Here is a 21221-nt window from a genome sequence, read left to right on the forward strand (position 1 = left end):
AATTTTGCCTTACGCCCCGTGCTATAATAACAGAGTGATTTCTAAGATTAAGCTATACAATTTCCGGTCTTATCATCTGCACGAAGCGACTTTTAGCAATTCTGGGACGGTAATCGTTGGACCAAATGGCACCGGCAAGACGAATCTGCTTGAAGCGGTTTATGTGGCGCTGCGCGGCAGTAGTTTTCGTGGCAGCCTTAGCGATTGTATGGCACTGAACGCTCCGCAAACAATTGTTCATCTGGAAGGTGATTTCGGCGAGCGACGCATTAAGCTAGACTCAATTTCCGGAAAAATCAACAAAGAATTCATCATAAATGACAATAAATCAAAGGTCTTAACCAGAAAAAACCGCTTGCCTGTCGTTTTATTTGAGCCAAGCGAGCTAAGATTAATTTCCTCCTCACCGTCCCGACGACGCGACTTTTTGGACGGCTTAATCGCCCGACTTGACCCCAAATACGACACGGATTTAAGAGCTTTCAATCGCACTCTTTTACAGCGCAACGAACTCTTAAAATCCCACCAAGAAGACTCATCAATTTGGCGCGACAACCTGTTTGCTTGGGACATAAAATTTGTCCAATACGCGACCAACATTGCCCAAAAACGAGCCAAATTTCTCCAGATAAACGAGCCTCGCATAAAAAATTTATACGAATCTTTGGCGGGAAAAGACACGCAATTATCAATCGAATATGGCGCTATTGTACCTCTGGAAAATTACGACCAAGCCCTACTAAATCGCTTAGGAAAATCCCGCGAATATGAAATAGCTACAGGCTTCACTTCTGCCGGACCACACCGTGAAGATTTCACAATTTTCCTCCATGATCAGCCCGCTATTAAAGTTGCTTCACGTGGCGAAATGCGAACCATTATGCTGGCGTTCAAGTTGCTAGAGCTTGAAATGCAGACGGAGACTAGTCAATCTCGACCGCTAATTCTACTGGATGACGTTTTTTCTGAATTAGACGCCACTCGCGAAAAACTCCTCCAAGAAACGATCCAAAATCACCAATTCATCGTCACCACGACAGATGCACGCCACCAAAAAGACGGCTGCTCAATAATTTCCACACAATAAAGAATCGGCCGCATTATTACAGCCGATTTCTTTCCTGGGACAATTTTCTAAACTAGGAATTATTCGCTTACACCCAGCTCGATTCGCTTAAACTGACGAACCACAATGTTCTCACCTAATTTCGCAATCGCTTCTTTGACGTGTTGCTCAACAGTCTTAGAATCGTCTAAGATGTAAGACTGACTCATAAGAACTTGCTCAGCAAAATGCTTCTTCAATTGACCTTCAACGATCTTTTCGCGCATTTCTTCAGGTTTGCTTGCCAAAGATTCGCTCGCCATAAGTTCAGCTTTAACGCGCTCCACTTCCTCCGCTGGAATGTCAGCTTCAGAAACATACTTTGGGCTCATCGCTGCAATTTGCATAGCAACTTCGTGCGCCAATGTCTTAAAGTCGTCAAGTCGAGCCACAAAGTCGGTTTCACAGTTTACCTCAACGATAACGCCGATTCGACCAGAGTGAACGTAGCTTTCGATCAAACCTTCACGAGCTTCACGATCACCTTTCTTTTCAGCTTTCGTCAAGCCTTTTTTGCGCATAGCTTCCAAAGCTTTATCGAAATCGCCCTCAGCTTCAACCAAAGCTTTTTTAGCGTCAGTCAAGCCTACGCCAGTCAATTCGCGCAATTTTTTGATATCGTCAACAGAAACGCCCATCCTATTTCTCCTCTTTTTTAGCTGGTTTCTCTTCAACCTTTACGCTACCTGCACCTTCAGCAACAGCCGCAGTGAAGTAGTCTAATAGCAATTGAATACCCTTAACAGCGTCGTCATTACCTGGAATTACGTAATCAATTCCTGTTGGGTTAACGTTGGTATCAACAATTGCAAATACTGGCACGCCCAAAGTTTGAGCCTCGCGAACTGCATTTGCGTCAGTCAATGCGTCAACTACAACAACGGCGCCTGGCTTGCCCATCAAATCCTTGATGCCGCCATATTTCATATTCAAGCTGTCGATTTCCTCCTGGAAACGCTGCACTTCAAGCTTGTTATAACGCTTTTCCAAGTCACCTGAAGCCATTCGCTTTTCAAGATTCTTCAGCTTCTTAATTTGCTGAGCAATAGTTGAACCGTTAGTCAACATACCACCAATCCAGCGCTCAACTACATATGGCTGGTTGATCTTTTCAGCTGCTTCACGAACAACGTCTTTGGCTTGTTTTTTGGTGCCAACGAACAAAACCTTGCGGCCTGATGCGGCGATTTTTGTCAATTCTGGCAAAGCCTTATCCAAAGCTTCAACAGTTTTAGTCAAGTCAATAATGTGACTATCCTGACGCTTACTGTGAATATATGGCGCCATCTTTGGGTGCCAGCGGCTGGTTTTGTGTCCAAAATGAACACCTGACTCCAGCAAAGCCTTAATGTCTACCTTTACAGACATCCTTTTCTCCTTTTGCCTCATCCGCCCACGATTTGGAGTGTGAAACGGATTGTGTCATTAAAATTAGTTACCTGGTAATTATACCAAATAATCAGTAAATCTGCAAATATTACCCTTTCTCTAGCAATTGTCTAAATCGCGACAGACCATCAAAATCCTCACCGTTTCGATACGGTCGCACTATATTTACCAACGCAGGTAAAGTTAACCTATCAATTCTCTCCCCCTTGAGAATCCCCCCATCGATAGCACGATAAGCTATATCATCAACCTCACAGCCAAATGCGCTATCAGTCGAAGAATGTATACCTGTTACTCTACTCACACCCCAATCATTATGGTCATTTTTGAGTCTGTAGTAAGCCTCTACAGGATATGTCGCCTCCCCCCACAGAGAGTCCGCACCTATACCATTATCAATGTAGTTACTACTAGCTGCCATAACCAAAACACTTGCCTCATGACTCTCAGGATCATTATCTACTCCAAATCCTGCAATTCGCTTCTTTACTTGATCACCGCTAATAATCCAATCATCAAGAAATAAAACCTTAGAACTCTTGTCAATCTCACCTCTACCGCCATACACTTTCAGTCTACCTTCATATTCTTCGAATTCATCGTCTGGAAATTTAGATAAGACCAGACTTAGAATATACTGACTACTTTTCATCTCGTTTTTAACACGACACTGACTTAGCGAATTTCCTACGTCAATATAGACTGGATTATTATCAACTTCTAAATGGTGCCTAAGTCTTTTTGCTAGCGCTGTTGCCGCAAAATGCAATTCCGACATGCCCAAAAAAACCAATTCATCTATTAATTCTTTAGCGCAATACTCCATGTAATCAGGTAAATAATGCTTTGTCATCTCTATAAATTGCACAAAATCATTTATCGCTTCGTATTCAGTCATTTCACATCGACTTTTCATAAATGAAGGGTCACTCGTTTCCGTGCCCAGATAATTATCCGCTTTCACATAGACCATAAGATTATCTCGACTAGCGTCTTGAGCCTGCGATAATAACTTTGGCGGCGCCACTGGACTTAACTCACTCAAAGCATCAGGACTGGTCGGTAACTCAATCATACCTATATTATGTCATAATTTCGCCAAAATAGCAAAGTTAGGGTAACGGACTTTTGACATTTTCCGATAAATTATGTACAATTGAACAGTTATGAAAAGCAGTATTCACCCACAGAACTATCGCCCTGTCGTATTTAGCGACGAACAAGCGGGCTTCGCGTTCTTGACTCAGTCAACAGCGCAAACAACCGAAACTATCAAATGGGAAGACGGCAACGAATATCCATTAGTTAAGGTTCACATTTCATCAGCTTCACACCCATTCTTTACTGGTGAAGAAAAGATTATCGACACCGAAGGTCGTGTTGATCGCTTTAAGGCTCGTCAAGCAGCCGCTGAAGCTCGTAAAGCAGCTTTGGCAAACAAAGCAAAGAAAGCTAACGCTAAAAAAGCAGCTAAAACTGATTCTCCAAAATCAGACAAAAAGACTAAATAATCTGACGAATTAGTCCGACAACTCAAAAACCGCTCAATCACTGGGCGGTTTTATTTTACGTTAGTTCAATCTGACAATACTTATCTCGCGACATAATATTTCACGGTCTCCCCGCATTTTTGCAGCACATAAGCGGTGAGCACCATCGCCTTGCAAAGCCAAAAATACTCCGCCGTCAGAATCCACTACAATATCTACGCTGCGTATTGGAGGGCTAGTTTTCGGATTCATTTCTGCGTATTGCCTAATAATATCGCGACTACTTTTCCCACCTTTCGACTCCGACATTCGCCCTTCTCGCCAATCTTTAATCATCGGTGCAGCCACAAATAATTCAACCGGCAACGGAATGTCAGATTCCGGAATCGCTCTCATGTCAGGCCACTCACCCTCATATATAGATATTTTTGTTTCACTGGCAATATTACCTTTAATTGATTCATTCAAATCGCGTAATGAAACCGGCTTCTCTATTGGATTGGTATCAATCTCAAACAAACTCTTCACGATCAAATCAATCCTCGGATCGTTTGCTGGTATATCCTCTGGAAGATCTTCAATACACTGCACCAGTTCAGGCGACTTTCCAACATCACAAAGCGCCAACTTATCAGTATTTTCGTAAACCAAATCACGCGAATCAACCTTGCATTCTCTCATTATCACTATATAATACAATACTGAGAAACATTTGTCAATGTATGATATAATTTTATAGATATGGCAAAGATTTCTTTAGATATGGATTCTCTGAAAAATGAACGAGCTGATTTAAGCAATTTTTTAGCGCAACCTGACGCTTACAGCTCGCCAAATTTTACAGTAAAAAACAAACGATTTTCAGAATTAGAAACGCTTATTTCCAAAGGTGAAGAGCGAGAAAACCTGGAAAAAAACTTAGTAGAGGCCAAAAAGTTAGCTAGCGAAGGCGGTGAATTGGCTGCCCTGGCAAAACTTGAGATCACTGAAACTGAAGCTCGATTGACCGAATTAGAAGAAGAATTATTCATCCTGCTTACCCCGAAAGACCCCAACGATGAGAAAAATATCATCATGGAAATCCGCGCTGGTGCGGGTGGTGATGAAGCGTCGTTGTTTGCGGCGGAACTATACCGCACGTATTTACGTTGGTGCGAATCTAACGGCTATAAAGTAGAACTAATTAGCGAATCAGCCAACGATTCTGGCGGCTATAAAGAAGTTATTTTCATGATCAAGGGCGATGCGCCATACTCTAAATTGAAGTTCGAAGGTGGCGTACACCGAGTTCAGCGAGTTCCAGTAACCGAAAGCCAAGGTCGCGTCCACACTTCAACCGTAACGGTGGCGGTTTTGCCAGAAGCAGAAGAAGCTGACATTGAGATAAATCCGAACGATTTGCGAGTTGATATTTATCGCTCCAGTGGACACGGTGGTCAAAGTGTGAACACAACAGACTCAGCGGTGCGAATCACCCACTTGCCGACTGGAATGATAGTTACAAACCAGGATGAAAAGTCGCAAATTAAAAACCGAGAAAAAGCCATGAGCGTGCTTCGTTCGCGATTGTTGCAGATGAAAATTGACGAGGAAAACGCCAAATTAAGTGCCGAGCGACGCTCATTGGTCGGAACTGGCGACCGCTCGGAAAAAATCCGAACCTACAACTTCCCGCAAGACCGAATCACCGACCACCGCATTCACTACAGTCGCAGCAATATCCCCGCTGCAATGAACGGGGATATCGACGATTTGATTGAAAATCTACAGAGATATGAGCGTGAGCTGAAAGCTCAGAATGCTAATCATTAAAGAGGTCTGGATTCCTAAATTCTAAATCAAGCGCAGCCTCACTCCACTTATCACGGTCGTCAAGACTTAGAGATTCGTCGCTAGCACGTCGTTTATATTTTCCGTACAAACTCTTAATCGCCGCTTCATCAGCCGCCTTCTGCTCCTCGGGAGTCATCTCTCGACGCTCTTCCTCTCGTTGGCTCAACAACACATCAGTATCACTCTCTACTGTTGCAGCTGGAGTCTCTTTAGTCTTATTCCATCCATAATCAGCTCCCACTTCAAGACCTATTCCCATAACCACGTTAGCGATAGGAAGCTCATACTTTTTTGTCATATTATCTAATATAATCCTTTTCTTCCGCTTAATAATATATCTATATAGTACTATCTTTTTCTTTATTTGTCAATGTCAACTATCTTCCCTCGCTTTTTACATTCCATAGATATATGTTATAATTAGCAATATGATTATCTCTGAATGGCTAAAAATTGCCACAAAATCCTTAAAAACGGCAAACATCCCGTCCGCCAGATTAGACGCTGAATTGATATTAGCCAACACTTTACGAAAAAACCGCACTTACCTACACGCTCACCTGGACGAAGAAATTGACCCCAGAAGATTTGATATCGCAAATGCCAGACTAGATCTGAGATTAGACCGCGTACCAATCGCCTACATTCTGGGCTATAAAGAATTTTACGGGCGTAGATTTACCGTATCTCCTTCCGTTTTAATTCCCCGCCCTGAATCCGAAGATCTAATTTCATTGTTCTTAGAACTAACCGCCAGTGAAATTGCCGAAAAAGTTTTAATTGACGTTGGCACAGGATCTGGTTGTCTGGGAATTACTGCCAAATTAGAGAGAAACAACTTGTCAGTAATTTTATCCGATATCAGCAAACCGGCCTTAAATATTGCAGAAAAAAATGCGAATGCCTTAAATGCAGACGCCCATATTCAACAGCAATCATTACTTAATGGTCAACTTCGACCTGTTGACTATATATTTGCCAATTTGCCTTACGTTGACAAAAATTGGGACGTATCTCCAGAACTTCAATACGAACCAGAAATTGCGCTTTTCGCCGAAGAGGAAGGATTGAAATTGATATTGCAATTGATCTCACAAGCACCACGATGTCTCACCTCAGAAGGTTTGTTATTTATCGAGGCGGATCCCCAGCAGCACAATAGAATAATTGACGAAGCCGTGAAAAATGGTTTTGTAAAAGAGAGAGTTCTCAATTACATCCTAGTCCTGCGTTTCACTGGTGCTAAAGATTAAATCACTACGGAATTTAAGAACACTAGCATCACTAAGATAACTCCAATCGTAAGAATCACCGGAGCGGATATGTCTGAAAATCGAATAGCTTTGTGTTTGTTGTAAGACTGGTAAGCTTTACTGGCGACGAGCGAAAATAGCAATAAGATTATCGTAACCTGTGAAACGCCGCCAAATAATGACTTTCCGTAACTATAAGTCCAATAATACGATAGCCAACCCAGTTCAGCAAAGACGAGTCCCCAGATTGCCGAAAGTAAAACCGTTTGTTCTTCGTCATAACTGTGCAAGAAATGACGCGCAGAACTATAGCCGATCAAGAACATCAGAACAACAACTACAGAAACTGACCACTCGTACGATACCACCATAAGCGCAGTTACGCCGACAAAAATAGCGATCAACGACTGCATAGCAACCTGCCAGCGCTTAGACATCGGCTTAATCACAACTAGCCAAATCGCATATAATATTGCCAATGCTACGCGGAAATAAAACACTGACGTAGGTAGATACATCAGACCAACAACGCCAATTCCGACCGTTAAGTCAACTAAATTAGCCTGAATGTTTGCCCACCAAAAACGCGGACGAACGGCAATTATGCGCCATTTACTCAGTACAACAAGTGCTAATGCTGGAAACGGGGTCTGAAATGCTTGAGCAATAACGAGCAATGCAGCCGCCAAGCCAATATTTAAGACATAGTAAACTAACTCGCTCCAAAACGTTCTTCGTTTAACAGTTTTCAGTAACTCCATAACTTACTCTATTATACCAAATTATGAGCCAGTTCCCACAACAACGATGAATTGTGCGTCAACATTCAAATTATACTTCGAGGAATCTGACGAAACCGAACCGTACAACTCCTTAAATTTATCTTTTGTGGCAGTTTTTTCTTTACCAGCTGGCAATTGATAAACTTGAGTCTTCCCTAGCTTTTCACTACCTGGAGCATTGCCGACATGAACAACTTTCATTCCTAATTCTGTCAATTTGTCCGCTTCTTTCTGCGCTGCACCAGCCACGCCGGAGCCATTCAAGACAGCAACTGTGGCTTTTTCCTTAGATAATGGCGTTGCGTAAATCTCAGACTTTATATAAGCGCGAATATCGTCATAATCATACAATCCCGCAGCTGGCTGAACTATGCTTGCGCCACCCGCCGTACCAGTAGTCATAAGTACGTTATTTTCCTCCACAAAACTCAATCTGTGAATATCAGATTCTTTTATCTCCGAGCCAAGGTTCATAATTGTACGGATTTCTTTCGTGTCAATGTTTGTGCGCAAGTTTTTGCCCATAGCATCCATCAGAGACGTCACCTTGCCAAAGTCAGTCAGCGTTCCCGTGGAAGTAGCTTTGTTTTTCAGAGCCATAAGTACCAATTGCTGGTTTTTCTCTCGGTCAAAGTTGGATTGTTCCAATCCGTAAGTTGGCGCCACCAAACCACGCGCTCGAGAGAACCACATCGCCTTTTCGCCGTCCATTTCGTGCTTGCCGTTAGTCAATTGCATATAGTGACCCGTTGGACATCGTTCGCGACGTTGCTGATAATTCAATTCCTTCGCCCGACACATCCAGTCCATACTTGGATCAAGGATTCCTCGTGGATCACGACTCTGTACGTCAACGGTAACTCCGCCGACCGCATTGACAGCATCACGAATCACCGCAGTATTAATATGCGCCACGTATTGAATATCCATACCGAATATATCGCCGATGAATTTCTTCGTTTTATCCATTCGTTCGGCTTCCGCCTGTGCGCTATCTCCGTTATTCACGCAACCAAAATATTCATTGATTTTACCAGCGTAGCCAGAATTACATGCCATGCCAAATTTTACATACAAGTCACGTGGAATGCTGAACATATACGCGTCTTTCTTTGTCTGATTGACGCTAAGAATCATCATCGAGTCGGTCAATGTCGCACCTGGATGGTCTGGATCGTCATCTGTTGTACCTAAAATCAGCACATTGCTTCGGCCATAAGCATCCTCTTTCAGCTTCTGCTGAGAAAATAGTCCTAAGATTCCGCCATTATGGAACACCGAGTTCATCGTCTGCCATAATTTTAATAGCAGCCAGCCCGCCACAATTGCAATAATAATTCCGATAATCGCAAGAATAATCCTGGTAATTAACTTTTTCTTACGCTTCTGTTTGCGCTCCTGCCGATGAGAAGGCTTGGTGTTTTCATCAATTGCCGCCAACGATTCGCTAATATTCTGCTTTAATTTATTAGCAGAAGTTGGTTGCTGAATATTTCTTGTCGTATTATTCGACACCTGCGGACTATCTTCGTTACTACGAGGATGCCCGAGCGTAGTCGTTCTTTTGCTAGTAATTTCCCCCAACGAAGTTCGCTGTGGTCGCTTGGCGACAAATCCGTCCATCGACTGTTTGCGTGGTTTCATATCTATTGATTATAACACACAAAACGCTTATAATTGAAACAATGGACGCTACTTTTATGGATCGTCATCCGAAATTACAAGATGGCCTGGGAATGGTCATTTTCGTTGTTGGCGTGGTGATTGGCACACTTTTATTGAACACTTTTGTATTTCAAACTTTCAATGTTGAAGGCGCCAGTATGGAAACGACGATGTACACCGGTGATCGCCTGATCGTCAATCGATTGCCCGTTACTAGCTCAAAATTGCAAAATAAAAATTATACCCCAAAGCGCGGACAAGTAATTGTGTTTAAGAATCCAAATTTCAATGCATCCACAGGTAAAGACGAGTACATTGTTAAGCGTGTAATTGCCTTTGCTGGTGAGCGAGTTACTGTGAAAAACGGCACCGTAACTGTTTACAACACAGAAAATCCCGACGGATTTGACCCTGACACCTCAGTCAATAAAAATGAGCCAGGACAGCCTACTTCTGGAGATGTCGATACGATCGTACCAGAAGGCACAATATTCGTTATGGGCGATCACCGCCAAGGAAGCTATTCTTGCGACTCTCGAAACTGCATGGGACCGATCCCCCTTTATGACATCGTTGGGCCAGTTAGCCTACGAATATTCCCGTTCAATAAGATCCGCTCGTTCTAATAAAAATTATTTTTCGAGTAATTCTCTTATTCGTTCAAATTCAAGATTATCCTTAAACTTGATACTAATCTGACCAGCTCCACGGCCGTTTGTACGAATTTTCACCCCTGTTCCAAATCGCTTTGAAAGACTTTCAACAGCATCTGCATGAGGAATATCTACTGGACGTCGTTTATTCTCGATTGGACTAGACTTCGCCTGTTTCCACAAAGTAACAACTTGCTCGATCCGTCGCGCCGACCACTCCTCGCGAATAGCTCGCTCCATAATATCTTCCGCGGCGTCATCAGGCAAACCGATTAGAGGCCTTGCCTGCCCTTCATTTAATCGCCCCTCAAACAACGCCTGCTGCACAGACTTCGGCAATTTCAGTAGCCTCAACGTATTACTGACCGCGCTTATAGATTTGCCACCCAGACGCTTGCCAATTTCCTCCAGCGTCATATTGAATTGGTCGCGCAATTTTTGATAAGCAGTCGCAGTTTCAAGCGCATTCAAATCATGTCGTTGCAAGTTTTCAATCAAAGAAATCTCCAGGCGATTTTGATCGCTCATACTCCTAACAATACATGGTACCTCTTTTAAATTCGCCCTATTCGCCGCACGCCAGCGTCGCTCGCCTGCCACGATCAGATATTTATCACCCTTTGGCGTCACAACAATCGGCTGAACCACGCCATGCTCGCGCACCGATTCCGTCAACTCATTCAAAGCATTCTCATCAAAAAAGCGACGCGGCTGATCTGGATCTGGGACGACTTGGTCAATAGCAATATCTCTCAAATGAGAAACTTTCACATCTTGTTGTGCGGTTGGATCAAACGTTTCATCAATCAAATTGGTTGGAATCAATGACCCAAAACCTCTGCCTAAACCTTTTTTCATCGTTCCACCCTCTCTATAATTTCTTTCGTTAGCGCCTTATAAGCCCGAGAACCTTTTGAAAAACGATCGTACGCTCCAACTGGCGCGCCATGACTAGGAGCTTCAGCCAAGCGAATATTTCGCGGAATGCTATTCTTGAAAATCTTATCTGGGAAATACTTTTTAACCTCAGCATGAACTTGCCCAGATAATGTAGTCCTGGAGTCCATCATCGTCAGTAAAACACCCAATAATTCCAGAGGTGGATTAAGCCCCTTCTTTATCAATTTCATACTTTCCAAAAGCTGCCCCAATCCTTCCAATGCGTAAAATTCCGCCTGAACTGGAAGCAATACATAATTAGCGGCAATCATACCGTTGACCGTCAACAGACTCAAGCTTGGCGGACTATCAATAATAATATAATCGTAATCCGTCGCCTTCTGTAAAGCCTCTCGCAAGCGAACAAACCTTCCCTGCGCCTGCGCCAATTCCACTTCCGTATTTGCCAAATGAGGTGTAGCTGGAGCGATTGATAAGTTTTTATATTCCGTTGGCAATATAATATTCGCCAGGTCAATTTGTCGCATAATCACCTCTGATATTGTTGCGCCCAAATTCTGCTTATCTATTCCAAGTCCACTAGTGGCATTGCCCTGTGGATCAAAATCCACCAACAACGTTTTCTTGCCAGCTTTTGCCAAAAAATATGCTACGTTAATTGACGTCGTTGTTTTGCCGACGCCACCTTTTTGATTTGTCACCGCAATGATTTTTGTCATTCGTTCCCCTTTTTACCTGCCTTAATTATAGCATGAGCAGAACATAAATAACAGACATCAAAAAACCGCTTCCTTTGCGAAAGCGGCTCTTTAGATTATTTGATTGACGTAATTTCAATCTTCGTGTACTTCTGGCGATGACCAGTTTCTTTGTGTACACGCTTCTTGCTCTTGTAGCGGATAACGCGAAGCTTGTCGCCCTTAACTTCCGCTTCTACAACCTTAGCTTTAACGCTAGAGCCTTTTACAGTTGGCGTACCAACCTTAATTTTATCACCATCAATCACTAAAAGTGCGTCGAGAGTGAGTTCTTTTGTGCCTTCAGGGAGGAGATCCACCAAGAGGGACTCTTTTTCGCTGGCAAGATATTGTTTGCCAGAGATTTTTACGACTGCTTTCATTTCTTTCCTTAATTATTATGAATTAACTCTAATAATTCTATCAAAAACTAGCAATAAAATCAAGTACACATAGTCAAGTTAGCAAGTGGCGTTTTTCGCCATGGCGTTATTCGCCTTCAACCAACCGCTCGGTGAGCCGCATTCCATATATTCGCCCTTAGCTTCGCCAACAACAATCACGCCGCCGCCATCGATGTACGCATTAATCGCGTCCGTTAGCTCAAACTCGCCTCTCTTAGGATTCGCCGGCAAAATTCGCGCCAACTCAAAAATCTCTTTATTCAAGACGTAAAAACTTGAATTACTGAGATTACTTGGAGCTTCTTCCAATTTTGGCTTTTCAATTATTCGCACAAAATTGCCCTGATTGTCAGTTTCAATAATTCCTGTTTGCGGAATAAATTCCTCTTCGACAGGATTTCCCAATAGCCCAGCCGACAATCCGCGCGACTCCACCAACTCCGCCAAATCAGCCGCATTTGAGCCACCGTCGTCACGCCAAAAGAATTGATCGCCCATAATTACAAATGCCGACTCGCCCTGTTCGATAAATTCACTTGCCAAACCAACTGGAATGCTTGTTCCGTAGCCACCAGTTCCCGGCTGAGTTAAAAAATGTATTCGGACGTCGCGAAGTGGAGCCACCAGAGGAAGCTTATCCTGTTTGCCCGCTCGACATAAATAATCGTTCAATTGAATATTCGATCGATAATAGCTCTGCACCTGTGTGCTCTGTTCACCCACCACAAAGTAAATATCCTTTACGCCCGCTCGCACAACATCTTGCACAATATAATCAATCACTGGGCGAGTACCGACCGGCAACATACACTTTTCGATAGATTTGGTAATCGGCAACATTCGCGTGCCCCAGCCCGCAACTGGAATAATGGCTTTAGTAATCATAGCACCTCCTACATTTTCAGCTCTTTGTGAGCTCTTCTTAAAATCTCCAACATTTCTGCATAGCGTTTTTCATCAGAAGAAACCCGGGCATATAGAATAACTATATTGTCCATCACTTCAATGTTAGCTTTTATATCCTGGTCATACAGCCACGCCATAAAACTCGGATTTAATAACTCAAAGCTTGCCGCCTGATCTTCGTTTGTGGCAAAAATAGTATAGCGCTTATTAAAATCACCCCACTCCATTTTAATTTTCTTGTAGCCAATTGGCGATATTATCCGCTTCCTAAAAATGCTGTTATCGTCCCTATCAATCAAAATTCCGCCGTAAGATTTGGGTAGCATAATCTGACCAATAAGGTAATTAACTTCATCCTTATTTTTACCTTCATCTGTAAATCCATTGCCATTTTTAAGCACGCAAGTATAAAGCTGAACAAGAATGCCACCATCCCAAACACCAATAACGTGGTTATTTACGTCAGCAGAGTTAAAATAGCGCGGCAAAAATAAGTTACCACCCTTCGGAAGAAGTAGTCTACCCCAATCCAGGCTAAAATACATACCGTTATCTTCGGCAAACTTATTGAGTGAGCCAATCAACGTACTTACATCTTCAGTTGGCTGATTTATGCCATCTAATTTCCACTCATTGCCTTCACGAACAAAGTTCCACTTCTCTGCAAATTCTTCGTTAGCACTTCGGATTTTCTTACCTGTAGCAACCTCCTCTAGCCTATCGTCTGCTTCCGCCAAAAATACTACACTCACCCGATCGCTTTGATTATTAGCATCGTCATGCGCGTCAGCAAAAATGGCCTCATTTATCCGCACGTTATCGACGACATTCCTACGACCCATTTGACGCAAAGCCTGCATTACTAGTCCAATATGATTTGAATATCTCTGTGTCGTGTACTTATGAATTGACTCATAATCTAAGTTACTCCAATCATACTGAAACCTCTCGAAAACTTGCCTAGCGTAATTAGTAAGATTATCTGGCTGCCATAACGAATCGGCAGAGGAGGCTTGGCGAACTGTATTCGTAGCCGCCTCACTATTTTGGCGAAATACTTTGAGCTTATCAACAAATACAGAGATAGCAGCCCCCACAAAAGTAGAAATAACTGCACATATGAACCACATCAAATCGGCTAAATACAGTAAACTAAAAACTAGTCCAACGGCAACACCCACCAAGAAGCCTGCTATTTTTGATCTAGTCTTCCTTTTTACAAAGCCTGCCACACCGCCCGATACAGCTGCAGGTAGCATCAAAATTAAGGACCCCCCAGAGGAGCCCGACCCTCCTCCGCCAGCTCGAGCAAAAAAAGTAAAAAACTCAATTAACATGAGCTAATTATACACTATCAGCTATCAAAATCTCCATCCGCACGAGACCAAAACTTGCGAATATCCTCTATATCGTCGGCATCTAGACGAATTGCCTGTGGCTCCCGCTGCTCTTTAATAATCTCTTCAGCAAGTCCATCCGCCAGCGGATCAATCGGCAAAAATCCTACTTTACTACCAAATAATTTGTTGAATAAATTTTGCATAACTTTTTTATTTTTATCAATTAACAATGATATATTAGCATAAGTATGATTAAAAGTCAATAGGATATCCTCCCCATGGAGAGGATATCCTCATTTCACTTACTGCCCTTTAAGCCTTTTTCAGGGAAATTTCTACCAATTTACCCTCGATTTTGGCATCATATTTTTCTGATTCATCAGCCGTAGAATTCAACTCTACAGCAAGCGTTTCAGATTTAATGACGTCAGCGAAAGCGTCAATAGCTTGAGATATTTCAGAATCGTCACTGGAAATGCTCAGTACAATTCGATCATCTATCTGCAGACCAGCTTGCTTGCGCGCGCTTTGGACATGGCGAACGATTTCACGCATCAAGCCTTCGCGCTTTAGTTCAGGAGTGATTGTTAAGTCATAAACAACGCTCGGTTGCGCCGACTCAGACTCTGAATCTGCAACAATTTCGACAGATTTCACGTTCAATTCATCTTTAGCAATATCGATCAAGAACTGCGCAACTTCCGCTGGTGTATCCTGAGAAATAGTATTGATAAGCTTCACAGACGCCAACGGCTGACGCACCTTAATTCCCTCCGATGCGCGCTTCGACAAGCCATCATTCACCGCAGTACGCAGTGCATTCATGTCGCGTAGCATTGAATTATCTATTTCACCAGCTGGCAACCAATCTTTAAGATGAATTGACTCATTATCGCCCGTCAAATTATGGTACAATTCTTCCGCTAAGAATGGTGTAAACGGCGCTAGCATATAACTTAGTCGCACCAAAACATAATGGAGCGTGCGGTAAGCGTCATTTTTATCACCATCATCTTCAGATTTCCAGAAGCGGCGGCGGCTGCGTCGGACATACCAGTTACTTGCATCATCTAAGAATGGCAAAATCGGCTTAGTCGCATCCTGAAGATTGTAATTATTAAGACCTCGCTCGACCTCTGTTATCAATTGATGCAATCTAGACACAATCCAAATATCCAACGGATTTGTTAAATCATGAAGCGGATCTGACAAATCGCCATTAAACTCCCAGCCGTCAACTTCAGCATACATCGTGAAGAAGTCGTACATATTCCAGATCATACCAAGCTTACGCGCTACATCCATGACATCCTTATCCGCCAAGGCAAAGTTTTCGCCGTTTGTTAGTGGACTTGAAAGCATCAAAAATCGGAAGCTGTCAGCCGAAGTCTTATTCATAAGTTCCATCGGGTCGGTATAATTCTTCAACTTCTTGCTCATTTTTTTACCGTCGGCAGCATTGATAAATCCAGTACAAATCAAATTCTTCCATGGAGATTTACCAAACAAAGCCACGTTTACCGCTGTTAAACTATAAAACCAGCCACGAGTTTGATCAATCGCCTCAATAATAAAGTCAGCTGGAAAACTTGCTTCAAATTTTTCCTTGTTCTCAAATGGATAATGGAATTGAGCAAACGGCATCGAGCCAGACTCAAACCAACAGTCTAAAACCTTACCGATGTGATGCATTTCTGCGCCGTCGCACTCAAACGTAACGTCCATAACTTGCGGCAAGTGATAATCGTCCAACTTGCGACCCGTAACTTCTTCAAATTCTGCAAAGCTTCCAATCACTTTCACCACTTCCGTGCCATCATTCTTCACGCCCTTCCACACTGGGATTGGTGTTGCCCAATAACGATCGCGGCTCAAATTCCAATCCGGCGCCTGCTCGATGATGTTGTGGAATCGTCCAGTCCTCAGATTGTCTGGCGTCCAGCTTGTCTGCTCGTTCGCCTCCAACATTTCCTTTTTCTGGCTCTGAATATCCATAAACCAACTTGGATGAGCACGATACATCAATTTCGTGCCACATCGATGACAATGCGGATATTCGTGGCGAATATATTCAATTTTCAGCGCTCGACCCTCTTCCAGTAAAGTCTTCGCTATCTCTTTATTTACTTCCCAAATATTGCGACCCAACCATCTGCCCTCCGTGTAATTTCCATCACCGTCAACCAACGATAACACTGGAACGTCATTTTTTCGACACAATTCATAGTCGTCCTCGCCGTAAGCTGGCGCAATATGAACAATTCCCGTACCATCCTCGGTCGTCACAAAATCGGCGTGAAGAATCTTATGCGCAGCCGGCCCACGATTTTCGAATAGCGGCTCAAATCTTTTACCTACCAATTCAGAGCCCTTAATCGTCTTAATTATCGAATATTCCAGCGGCTGGTGCTTTTCGTCCGTCATAACTTTCTCAACGCGGTCGCTTGCAACGTAAAACTTTTTATCGCCGTACGCCACCAAAGAATAATCGACATCCTGATTCACCGCCAAGACCGTATTTGCCGGCAAAGTCCACGGCGTCGTCGTCCACGCAAGCAGATACTCATCCTCATCCTCCAGCTTAAAGTAGACGAACAAGCTCGGGTCGGTGTCCATTTGATAGCTATTTTCCATAGCCACTTCACTCTTAGAAATTGGCGTCGCATCCTTTGTGCAATAGACCAAAATCTTTTCGCCTTCGTAGATTTTGCCTTCTTCATAAAGTCTCTTGAACGCCCACCAAACAGATTCCATGTAATTGTTATCCATGGTTTTATAAGCGCCCTTAAACTCGACCCAACGACCAATTCGCTCAATCGTATCTTCCCACTCGGTGCCAGTTCGAACCATAGCCGCTCGACATTCCTTGACATAATCTGAAACGCTAATTTTTGTGCCAATCTCTTTTTTATTAGAAATGCCTAGCGTTTTTTCAACGTAAACCTCCGCTGGCAGTCCGTGACAATCCCAACCCCAACGTCGCTCAACTCGCTGACCTTTCATCGTGTGGAAGCGTCCCATCGTATCCTTCACCGTGCTAACCAACAAATGTCCGTGATGTGGCGTTCCCGTCAAAAATGGAGGACCGTCATAAAAAACCCAAGAATTATCAGCAGGACGCTGCGCGATCGACTTGTTAAATGTGTCATCCTCTTTCCATCGCTGCACCCAATCTTTCTCATATTCCACAGCTCGACGACGTGTTCCATGTTTGAATTTCATTGTACTACCTCCTTATTTTTAGGCTTTTGATAGCTATTTTTCAATTAAAAATCACCTCTTCTGACTTCGAGAATCCGCTTAGGTGTTTTATGCGGACGGTACCATCTCGATTCCAAAAGAAGTGATTCTTTCAGCTCTTTATTTGCTATTTACGCAAGCTCACGGCAGGTTCTAATCTCGACTTTATGCCGATTTCTTCCCGCAGACTTCACGGCTGATAACCGCTCATTTCACGCCAATTCAACATACGCGAAAACGCCCTACTGTTATTGTAGCGCGTTTTCATCAAAATCCCAAGAACTTTATTTAATTTCCAGACCGCCTAAAATACACTCACCCTTCAGATATAGAGTCTTTTTGGCAGAATCTTTAGGTAGAGTTTTGTCATCAGTTCCACCCAAAAATCCGCGCACTTCGTTCTTAACAATCACATCGTCTGGCAAAGTAATATTAATGCCACCGCAAAATGTAAAAATTTCAATCACAGAACCGTCTTTAATCTTTGCTTGACGCAAATCCAAATCCACGCCGCCAAATATTGCAACCAACGAACCGCCAGTATAATCACCTTTTACGGCGTCTTCTTCGCCCCAAAAACAAGCAATCTTCTCATTACCTGCGCAGTCTTTGTTCAGCTTTTTAGAACGCTTAACACCCTTAGGACTAGTATTAAACATCATTGCCAAACCAGCAGCAATCAAAACTACAGGCCAGAACACTTTCCAGACACTAACGTCAACTATTCCGTAAGAATTTAAGCCAATCAGAACACCAATCGCAATCAATAATAATCCCCAAATCCACGCCGTTTTATTTCGATAATTGAATATATTCACCAGCCCAGACAATACAAATCCTGCAGCCCAAACCGTACCCCAGAAAATATCCCAGCTAATGTTAATAATTTCGAGGTTCTTCAATAGTAAAACCCCGCCGAGCGCCACGACTACAATGCTCAAAAACGCTCTAATCAGAGAACTTTTCTTCATACAATTATTCTATCACTTTTTTATAAACTTAACGTTTTTTAAATTGAACAGTTTTTTTGTTCCGCTTTGATTTTATGATAATTATCACTATCAAAATAATGAACAAAAGTATTCCACCGCCAATCATCATTAGCGCTGTAGTTGATGGCCAGAAGAACAATTCTTTTGGCTCGGCGGTTTTTGTGATTAGCTCATTTTTGTCCTGGCTAATTCCCCACTCGCCAGCCTTCTTTTTATAGGAAATCGACAATTCTACCTTATATTTTCCTCCCCAAAACGGCGCCAAATTGCTATCAAAATTAAACTGCCGCGTTTCATTCGCAATCATCGCATTCACGCCACCGTTTTTATAGACAACATTCCCCATCGGGTCTTTCACAACCAGCTTTACGTCAACATCAGCCGACACATTGCCAGAATTTTTTAAGGCGATTTCATACAATTGACTACTGTTAGAATTCTTAACGTTAAACTTCTCAATCGTCACGTCGCGGTGAATATCACCAGGAACTGTTATCGCCATACGGATAGCCTGACGAGTCTGAACTTGAATGCCGCCAGCATTATTTGACGACTGCTTAACCTTCCGCTGAACAACCATACATGCATTATGCTCGCCAACATCTGCTTTGCTTGGGACATTTACCGTAAAATCAACAAGCGTGTTCTCGTTCGCGCCAAGAGTCACCTCTTTCTTAGAGACAGAAATCCATTTGCCCGCACCAACTTTATCCTCCGACTTCTCCTTGCAAGTCATATCACCAGTCGTCGTAACCGTACCGTCAACCGAATAAACTTCAATCGTTTCTTCTTTATCAGACCCGTTTTGAACATACAATTGGTCAGATTTCGAATCGCCACCAGAAAGATTATAGATGAAAATTGAGCTTGTCCTGGGATTATTCGGATCAGGATTTGCTGGTCGACCACCAATACCGTTAGCAGACACCGACATAGGCAAAACCAGCCCTGCAATCATCGCCACTCCAATAACCTTACTCCACAACGAACTCTTCATATCCCTCCTTAAAAACCTATTATGCTTATTATATCAATGTTACACATAAAAGAATAGACACTCATCAGAATATCTATTCTCGCTTAATAAACTAAGTCTTTTTTATTAAATAGCCGTGACAGTTTGAGTCATTGGAAGAATGTATGTACCCGATAGCTGACCAGCCGGAATGTCCTGCTTTAGACCAATGCCCGTAATGTATCCTTCCCATATTTTGTCAGCACCGGCTGAAGCGGACATTAAGGTAATCGGAGTGCTTCCAGAAAATGACGCTGAGCTACCTTTTGTAATACCGGTAAGTGTAGTCGAAGATCCAGACTCTGGAGTAACCGTGCCTGCTGACGGATCGACAGTTAGTCGACCTTGAGCGGCGGTGCCGTTATATTTGTACTGCCTACCACCTGCTGCACCCCATACGCCAGTTCCTGGAGTAGTTGCATTGAGGGTCAGAGTCCAACCGTTATCTGCAGCGCCTGTATTTAATACATAAATACGATCCGTGTTATTACCAAACGTACCCGTAGACAGCTGAGCAGTCCCCTTAACAGTTACCGCGCTCATCGCGAATGTTGGAGGATTTACAGGCGTGAGTCCAGGAGTGTCGGTAATGACAGTAGTCAATGTTCCAGGGTTGATTGTCTGAGAAAGCTTAGAATTAGCGGTAGACACCGCATTAGCAACAGAGGAGTTCGCCATACTATACAATCCCAATAGACCAATCACGCCTACGCTCGCAACGATCAATAATGTTAACTTTTTCATTTTTTCTCCTTACTTAATTGATTTAATTTATTACATTATAACTTATTATGCTTACTTTTTCATTTATCCCTCTTTTTCTGTTTTTTAACAATAAATAACATAATGAACGCCGCAACAATTACACCAATACCAGCAGCCATAATCATCCATAAATTAATTCCCGTATTAGCCAAAGCCTTACTTATCTCTTTAACAATCTTTGGAATACCAATAACATCTTCAATGGTCTTTTCCACGGTCTTTTTCGGAGTAGTAGATGAAAAATCAGCAAACCGCACTATTTCCGGGGATGTTGCATTAGCCTTCAGTTTAGCTGTAACACGACCGTTATGGGTGTATTCTGGAACTGGCGGCATAAAATTATCACCTGGATGATTATTCTGCCAATTTGAAAAATCCAACACCCATATATTTCCGTTAACTTTAAGCTTGCTATCCCGTCCCAAAACAAAAGTCCTACCACCAAACTCAACCTTCAAATCGTGCTGACCCGTCGCGGGATTAGCTACCGTATGCACCGCATCATAAACGCCATACACCAGCAGATCTTTCCCATTTACCAAATCAAACTTAGAGAATTTTGGCGGAAAAATCGGACAAATTGACTCATTCATCTGGCTGCCAGTTTCCAGGGAATCATGAGCGCAATCAGTAATCACTTGCGACAAATTAGAATTAGCCGACGAATCTGCAAAAGCCGAATAAGGACTACTCAAAGTAGCTAGTAATGTTATAACGATGAATAATTTTTTTACTCTATTTTTCATACTCAA

23 protein-coding genes are annotated in these 21221 nt (G+C 42.8%); 5 read left to right on the forward strand and 18 right to left on the reverse strand.

The genetic code is table 11. The features are described 5' to 3' along the window. Window positions 1–34: 34 nt before the first annotated feature. Window positions 35–1087, forward strand: coding sequence for a DNA replication/repair protein RecF (recF, locus tag LRM42_RS02030; RefSeq protein ID WP_243816560.1), 1053 nt, complete (start codon window positions 35–37; stop codon window positions 1085–1087). 59 nt (window positions 1088–1146) lie between these two features. On the opposite strand, the gene tsf is transcribed toward recF, so the two are convergent. The 3 genes from tsf to LRM42_RS02045 all read right to left on the reverse strand — a co-directional run bounded on the left by tsf (window position 1147) and on the right by LRM42_RS02045 (window position 3569). Next, window positions 1147–1743 carry a translation elongation factor Ts gene (gene tsf, locus LRM42_RS02035; protein ID WP_243816561.1) on the reverse strand — a complete coding sequence of 199 codons (597 nt, stop codon included), beginning with the start codon at window positions 1741–1743 and terminating at the stop codon, window positions 1147–1149. 1 nt (window position 1744) lies between these two features. Further along, window positions 1745–2473, reverse strand: coding sequence for a 30S ribosomal protein S2 (gene rpsB, locus LRM42_RS02040; RefSeq protein WP_165000018.1), 729 nt, complete (start codon window positions 2471–2473; stop codon window positions 1745–1747). Window positions 2474–2582: 109 nt separating this feature from the next. Further along, on the reverse strand, window positions 2583–3569 hold the full coding sequence (locus LRM42_RS02045; RefSeq protein ID WP_243816562.1) for a phosphoribosyltransferase-like protein: 987 nt from the start codon (window positions 3567–3569) through the stop codon (window positions 2583–2585). A 91-nt stretch (window positions 3570–3660) separates the two neighbouring features. Between LRM42_RS02045 and LRM42_RS02050 the strand changes: the two genes are divergently transcribed. Next, window positions 3661–4005, forward strand: coding sequence for a type B 50S ribosomal protein L31 (locus LRM42_RS02050; RefSeq protein WP_129636941.1), 345 nt, complete (start codon window positions 3661–3663; stop codon window positions 4003–4005). 60 nt (window positions 4006–4065) lie between these two features. On the opposite strand, the gene LRM42_RS02055 is transcribed toward LRM42_RS02050, so the two are convergent. After that, window positions 4066–4665 (reverse strand): hypothetical protein, encoded by a 600-nt coding sequence (locus LRM42_RS02055; RefSeq protein ID WP_243816563.1) that lies wholly within the window; start codon window positions 4663–4665, stop codon window positions 4066–4068. A 60-nt stretch (window positions 4666–4725) separates the two neighbouring features. On the opposite strand from LRM42_RS02055, the gene prfA reads away from it, so the two are divergent. Beyond that, window positions 4726–5796, forward strand: coding sequence for a peptide chain release factor 1 (prfA, locus tag LRM42_RS02060; protein WP_320412646.1), 1071 nt, complete (start codon window positions 4726–4728; stop codon window positions 5794–5796). Here the strand turns inward: prfA and LRM42_RS02065 are convergent. Then, window positions 5786–6115, reverse strand: coding sequence for a hypothetical protein (locus LRM42_RS02065; RefSeq protein ID WP_243816564.1), 330 nt, complete (start codon window positions 6113–6115; stop codon window positions 5786–5788). The genes prfA and LRM42_RS02065 overlap by 11 nt on opposite strands. Before the next feature lie 130 nt (window positions 6116–6245). Between LRM42_RS02065 and prmC the strand changes: the two genes are divergently transcribed. Then, window positions 6246–7070 (forward strand): peptide chain release factor N(5)-glutamine methyltransferase, encoded by an 825-nt coding sequence (prmC, locus tag LRM42_RS02070; protein WP_243816565.1) that lies wholly within the window; start codon window positions 6246–6248, stop codon window positions 7068–7070. Here the strand turns inward: prmC and LRM42_RS02075 are convergent. Together LRM42_RS02075 and LRM42_RS02080 are read right to left on the reverse strand one after the other, a co-directional pair. Then, window positions 7067–7831, reverse strand: coding sequence for a hypothetical protein (locus LRM42_RS02075; protein ID WP_243816566.1), 765 nt, complete (start codon window positions 7829–7831; stop codon window positions 7067–7069). The genes prmC and LRM42_RS02075 overlap by 4 nt on opposite strands. 21 nt (window positions 7832–7852) lie before the next feature. Next, a complete protein-coding gene (locus tag LRM42_RS02080) occupies window positions 7853–9496 on the reverse strand; it encodes an LCP family protein (protein ID WP_243816567.1) in 1644 nt (547 codons plus the stop codon). A 41-nt stretch (window positions 9497–9537) separates the two neighbouring features. On the opposite strand from LRM42_RS02080, the gene lepB reads away from it, so the two are divergent. Further along, the gene (lepB, locus tag LRM42_RS02085) at window positions 9538–10143 is read left to right on the forward strand and encodes a signal peptidase I (protein ID WP_243816568.1); all 606 of its coding nucleotides are present in this window, start codon (window positions 9538–9540) and stop codon (window positions 10141–10143) included. Between the two features lie 6 nt (window positions 10144–10149). On the opposite strand, the gene LRM42_RS02090 is transcribed toward lepB, so the two are convergent. From LRM42_RS02090 to LRM42_RS02140, 11 genes are all read right to left on the reverse strand, one after another. Beyond that, the gene (locus tag LRM42_RS02090; RefSeq protein ID WP_243816569.1) at window positions 10150–11028 is read right to left on the reverse strand and encodes a ParB/RepB/Spo0J family partition protein; all 879 of its coding nucleotides are present in this window, start codon (window positions 11026–11028) and stop codon (window positions 10150–10152) included. Further along, window positions 11025–11789, reverse strand: coding sequence for a ParA family protein (locus LRM42_RS02095; protein ID WP_129632346.1), 765 nt, complete (start codon window positions 11787–11789; stop codon window positions 11025–11027). The genes LRM42_RS02090 and LRM42_RS02095 overlap by 4 nt, the downstream gene beginning before the upstream one ends. Window positions 11790–11884: 95 nt before the next feature. Continuing rightward, complete coding sequence (rplU, locus tag LRM42_RS02100; RefSeq protein WP_243816570.1) at window positions 11885–12190, reverse strand: 50S ribosomal protein L21; 306 nt, start codon at window positions 12188–12190, stop codon at window positions 11885–11887. 78 nt (window positions 12191–12268) lie between these two features. Next, window positions 12269–13096, reverse strand: a complete 828-nt coding sequence (locus LRM42_RS02105) for a sugar phosphate nucleotidyltransferase (RefSeq protein ID WP_243816571.1) — start codon at window positions 13094–13096, stop codon at window positions 12269–12271. 8 nt (window positions 13097–13104) lie between these two features. Next, entirely contained in the window at window positions 13105–14454 is a 1350-nt protein-coding gene (locus LRM42_RS02110; protein ID WP_243816572.1) for a TIM44-like domain-containing protein, read from the reverse strand. A 17-nt stretch (window positions 14455–14471) separates the two neighbouring features. Beyond that, window positions 14472–14660: a hypothetical protein gene (locus tag LRM42_RS02115; RefSeq protein WP_243816573.1), complete on the reverse strand. Its 189-nt coding sequence runs from the start codon at window positions 14658–14660 to the stop codon at window positions 14472–14474. Window positions 14661–14769: 109 nt separating this feature from the next. After that, entirely contained in the window at window positions 14770–17679 is a 2910-nt protein-coding gene (gene ileS / locus LRM42_RS02120; RefSeq protein WP_243816574.1) for an isoleucine--tRNA ligase, read from the reverse strand. Window positions 17680–17981: 302 nt separating this feature from the next. Then, complete coding sequence (locus tag LRM42_RS02125; RefSeq protein WP_243816575.1) at window positions 17982–18668, reverse strand: LiaI-LiaF-like domain-containing protein; 687 nt, start codon at window positions 18666–18668, stop codon at window positions 17982–17984. Window positions 18669–18696: 28 nt separating this feature from the next. Next, on the reverse strand, window positions 18697–19686 hold the full coding sequence (locus LRM42_RS02130) for an Fn3-like domain-containing protein (RefSeq protein WP_243816576.1): 990 nt from the start codon (window positions 19684–19686) through the stop codon (window positions 18697–18699). Window positions 19687–19791: 105 nt separating this feature from the next. Continuing rightward, the gene (locus tag LRM42_RS02135; protein WP_129745502.1) at window positions 19792–20448 is read right to left on the reverse strand and encodes a hypothetical protein; all 657 of its coding nucleotides are present in this window, start codon (window positions 20446–20448) and stop codon (window positions 19792–19794) included. 59 nt (window positions 20449–20507) lie between these two features. After that, on the reverse strand, window positions 20508–21215 hold the full coding sequence (locus LRM42_RS02140; RefSeq protein WP_243816577.1) for an LPXTG cell wall anchor domain-containing protein: 708 nt from the start codon (window positions 21213–21215) through the stop codon (window positions 20508–20510). Window positions 21216–21221 lie beyond the last annotated feature (6 nt).

It is taken from the genome of Candidatus Nanosynbacter sp. TM7-075, assembly GCF_022828255.1.
GTDB lineage: Bacteria > Patescibacteriota > Saccharimonadia > Saccharimonadales > Saccharimonadaceae > Nanosynbacter.

What these genes read in the sequence shown, in the direction of transcription:
- LRM42_RS02140 (WP_243816577.1), bottom strand. Translation starts at nt 21,215, where the DNA reads ATGAAAAATAGAGTAAAAAAATTATTCATCGTTATAACATTACTAGCT.
- lepB (WP_243816568.1), top strand. Translation starts at nt 9,538, where the DNA reads ATGGACGCTACTTTTATGGATCGTCATCCGAAATTACAAGATGGCCTG.
- LRM42_RS02130 (WP_243816576.1), bottom strand. Translation starts at nt 19,686, where the DNA reads ATGAAGAGTTCGTTGTGGAGTAAGGTTATTGGAGTGGCGATGATTGCA.
- LRM42_RS02090 (WP_243816569.1), bottom strand. Translation starts at nt 11,028, where the DNA reads ATGAAAAAAGGTTTAGGCAGAGGTTTTGGGTCATTGATTCCAACCAAT.
- LRM42_RS02095 (WP_129632346.1), bottom strand. Translation starts at nt 11,789, where the DNA reads ATGACAAAAATCATTGCGGTGACAAATCAAAAAGGTGGCGTCGGCAAA.
- rplU (WP_243816570.1), bottom strand. Translation starts at nt 12,190, where the DNA reads ATGAAAGCAGTCGTAAAAATCTCTGGCAAACAATATCTTGCCAGCGAA.
- ileS (WP_243816574.1), bottom strand. Translation starts at nt 17,679, where the DNA reads ATGAAATTCAAACATGGAACACGTCGTCGAGCTGTGGAATATGAGAAA.
- LRM42_RS02055 (WP_243816563.1), bottom strand. Translation starts at nt 4,665, where the DNA reads ATGAGAGAATGCAAGGTTGATTCGCGTGATTTGGTTTACGAAAATACT.
- prmC (WP_243816565.1), top strand. Translation starts at nt 6,246, where the DNA reads ATGATTATCTCTGAATGGCTAAAAATTGCCACAAAATCCTTAAAAACG.
- LRM42_RS02075 (WP_243816566.1), bottom strand. Translation starts at nt 7,831, where the DNA reads ATGGAGTTACTGAAAACTGTTAAACGAAGAACGTTTTGGAGCGAGTTA.
- LRM42_RS02050 (WP_129636941.1), top strand. Translation starts at nt 3,661, where the DNA reads ATGAAAAGCAGTATTCACCCACAGAACTATCGCCCTGTCGTATTTAGC.
- LRM42_RS02135 (WP_129745502.1), bottom strand. Translation starts at nt 20,448, where the DNA reads ATGAAAAAGTTAACATTATTGATCGTTGCGAGCGTAGGCGTGATTGGT.
- LRM42_RS02105 (WP_243816571.1), bottom strand. Translation starts at nt 13,096, where the DNA reads ATGATTACTAAAGCCATTATTCCAGTTGCGGGCTGGGGCACGCGAATG.
- prfA (WP_320412646.1), top strand. Translation starts at nt 4,726, where the DNA reads ATGGCAAAGATTTCTTTAGATATGGATTCTCTGAAAAATGAACGAGCT.
- tsf (WP_243816561.1), bottom strand. Translation starts at nt 1,743, where the DNA reads ATGGGCGTTTCTGTTGACGATATCAAAAAATTGCGCGAATTGACTGGC.
- rpsB (WP_165000018.1), bottom strand. Translation starts at nt 2,473, where the DNA reads ATGTCTGTAAAGGTAGACATTAAGGCTTTGCTGGAGTCAGGTGTTCAT.
- LRM42_RS02045 (WP_243816562.1), bottom strand. Translation starts at nt 3,569, where the DNA reads ATGATTGAGTTACCGACCAGTCCTGATGCTTTGAGTGAGTTAAGTCCA.
- LRM42_RS02080 (WP_243816567.1), bottom strand. Translation starts at nt 9,496, where the DNA reads ATGAAACCACGCAAACAGTCGATGGACGGATTTGTCGCCAAGCGACCA.
- LRM42_RS02125 (WP_243816575.1), bottom strand. Translation starts at nt 18,668, where the DNA reads ATGAAGAAAAGTTCTCTGATTAGAGCGTTTTTGAGCATTGTAGTCGTG.
- LRM42_RS02110 (WP_243816572.1), bottom strand. Translation starts at nt 14,454, where the DNA reads ATGTTAATTGAGTTTTTTACTTTTTTTGCTCGAGCTGGCGGAGGAGGG.
- LRM42_RS02115 (WP_243816573.1), bottom strand. Translation starts at nt 14,660, where the DNA reads ATGCAAAATTTATTCAACAAATTATTTGGTAGTAAAGTAGGATTTTTG.
- LRM42_RS02065 (WP_243816564.1), bottom strand. Translation starts at nt 6,115, where the DNA reads ATGACAAAAAAGTATGAGCTTCCTATCGCTAACGTGGTTATGGGAATA.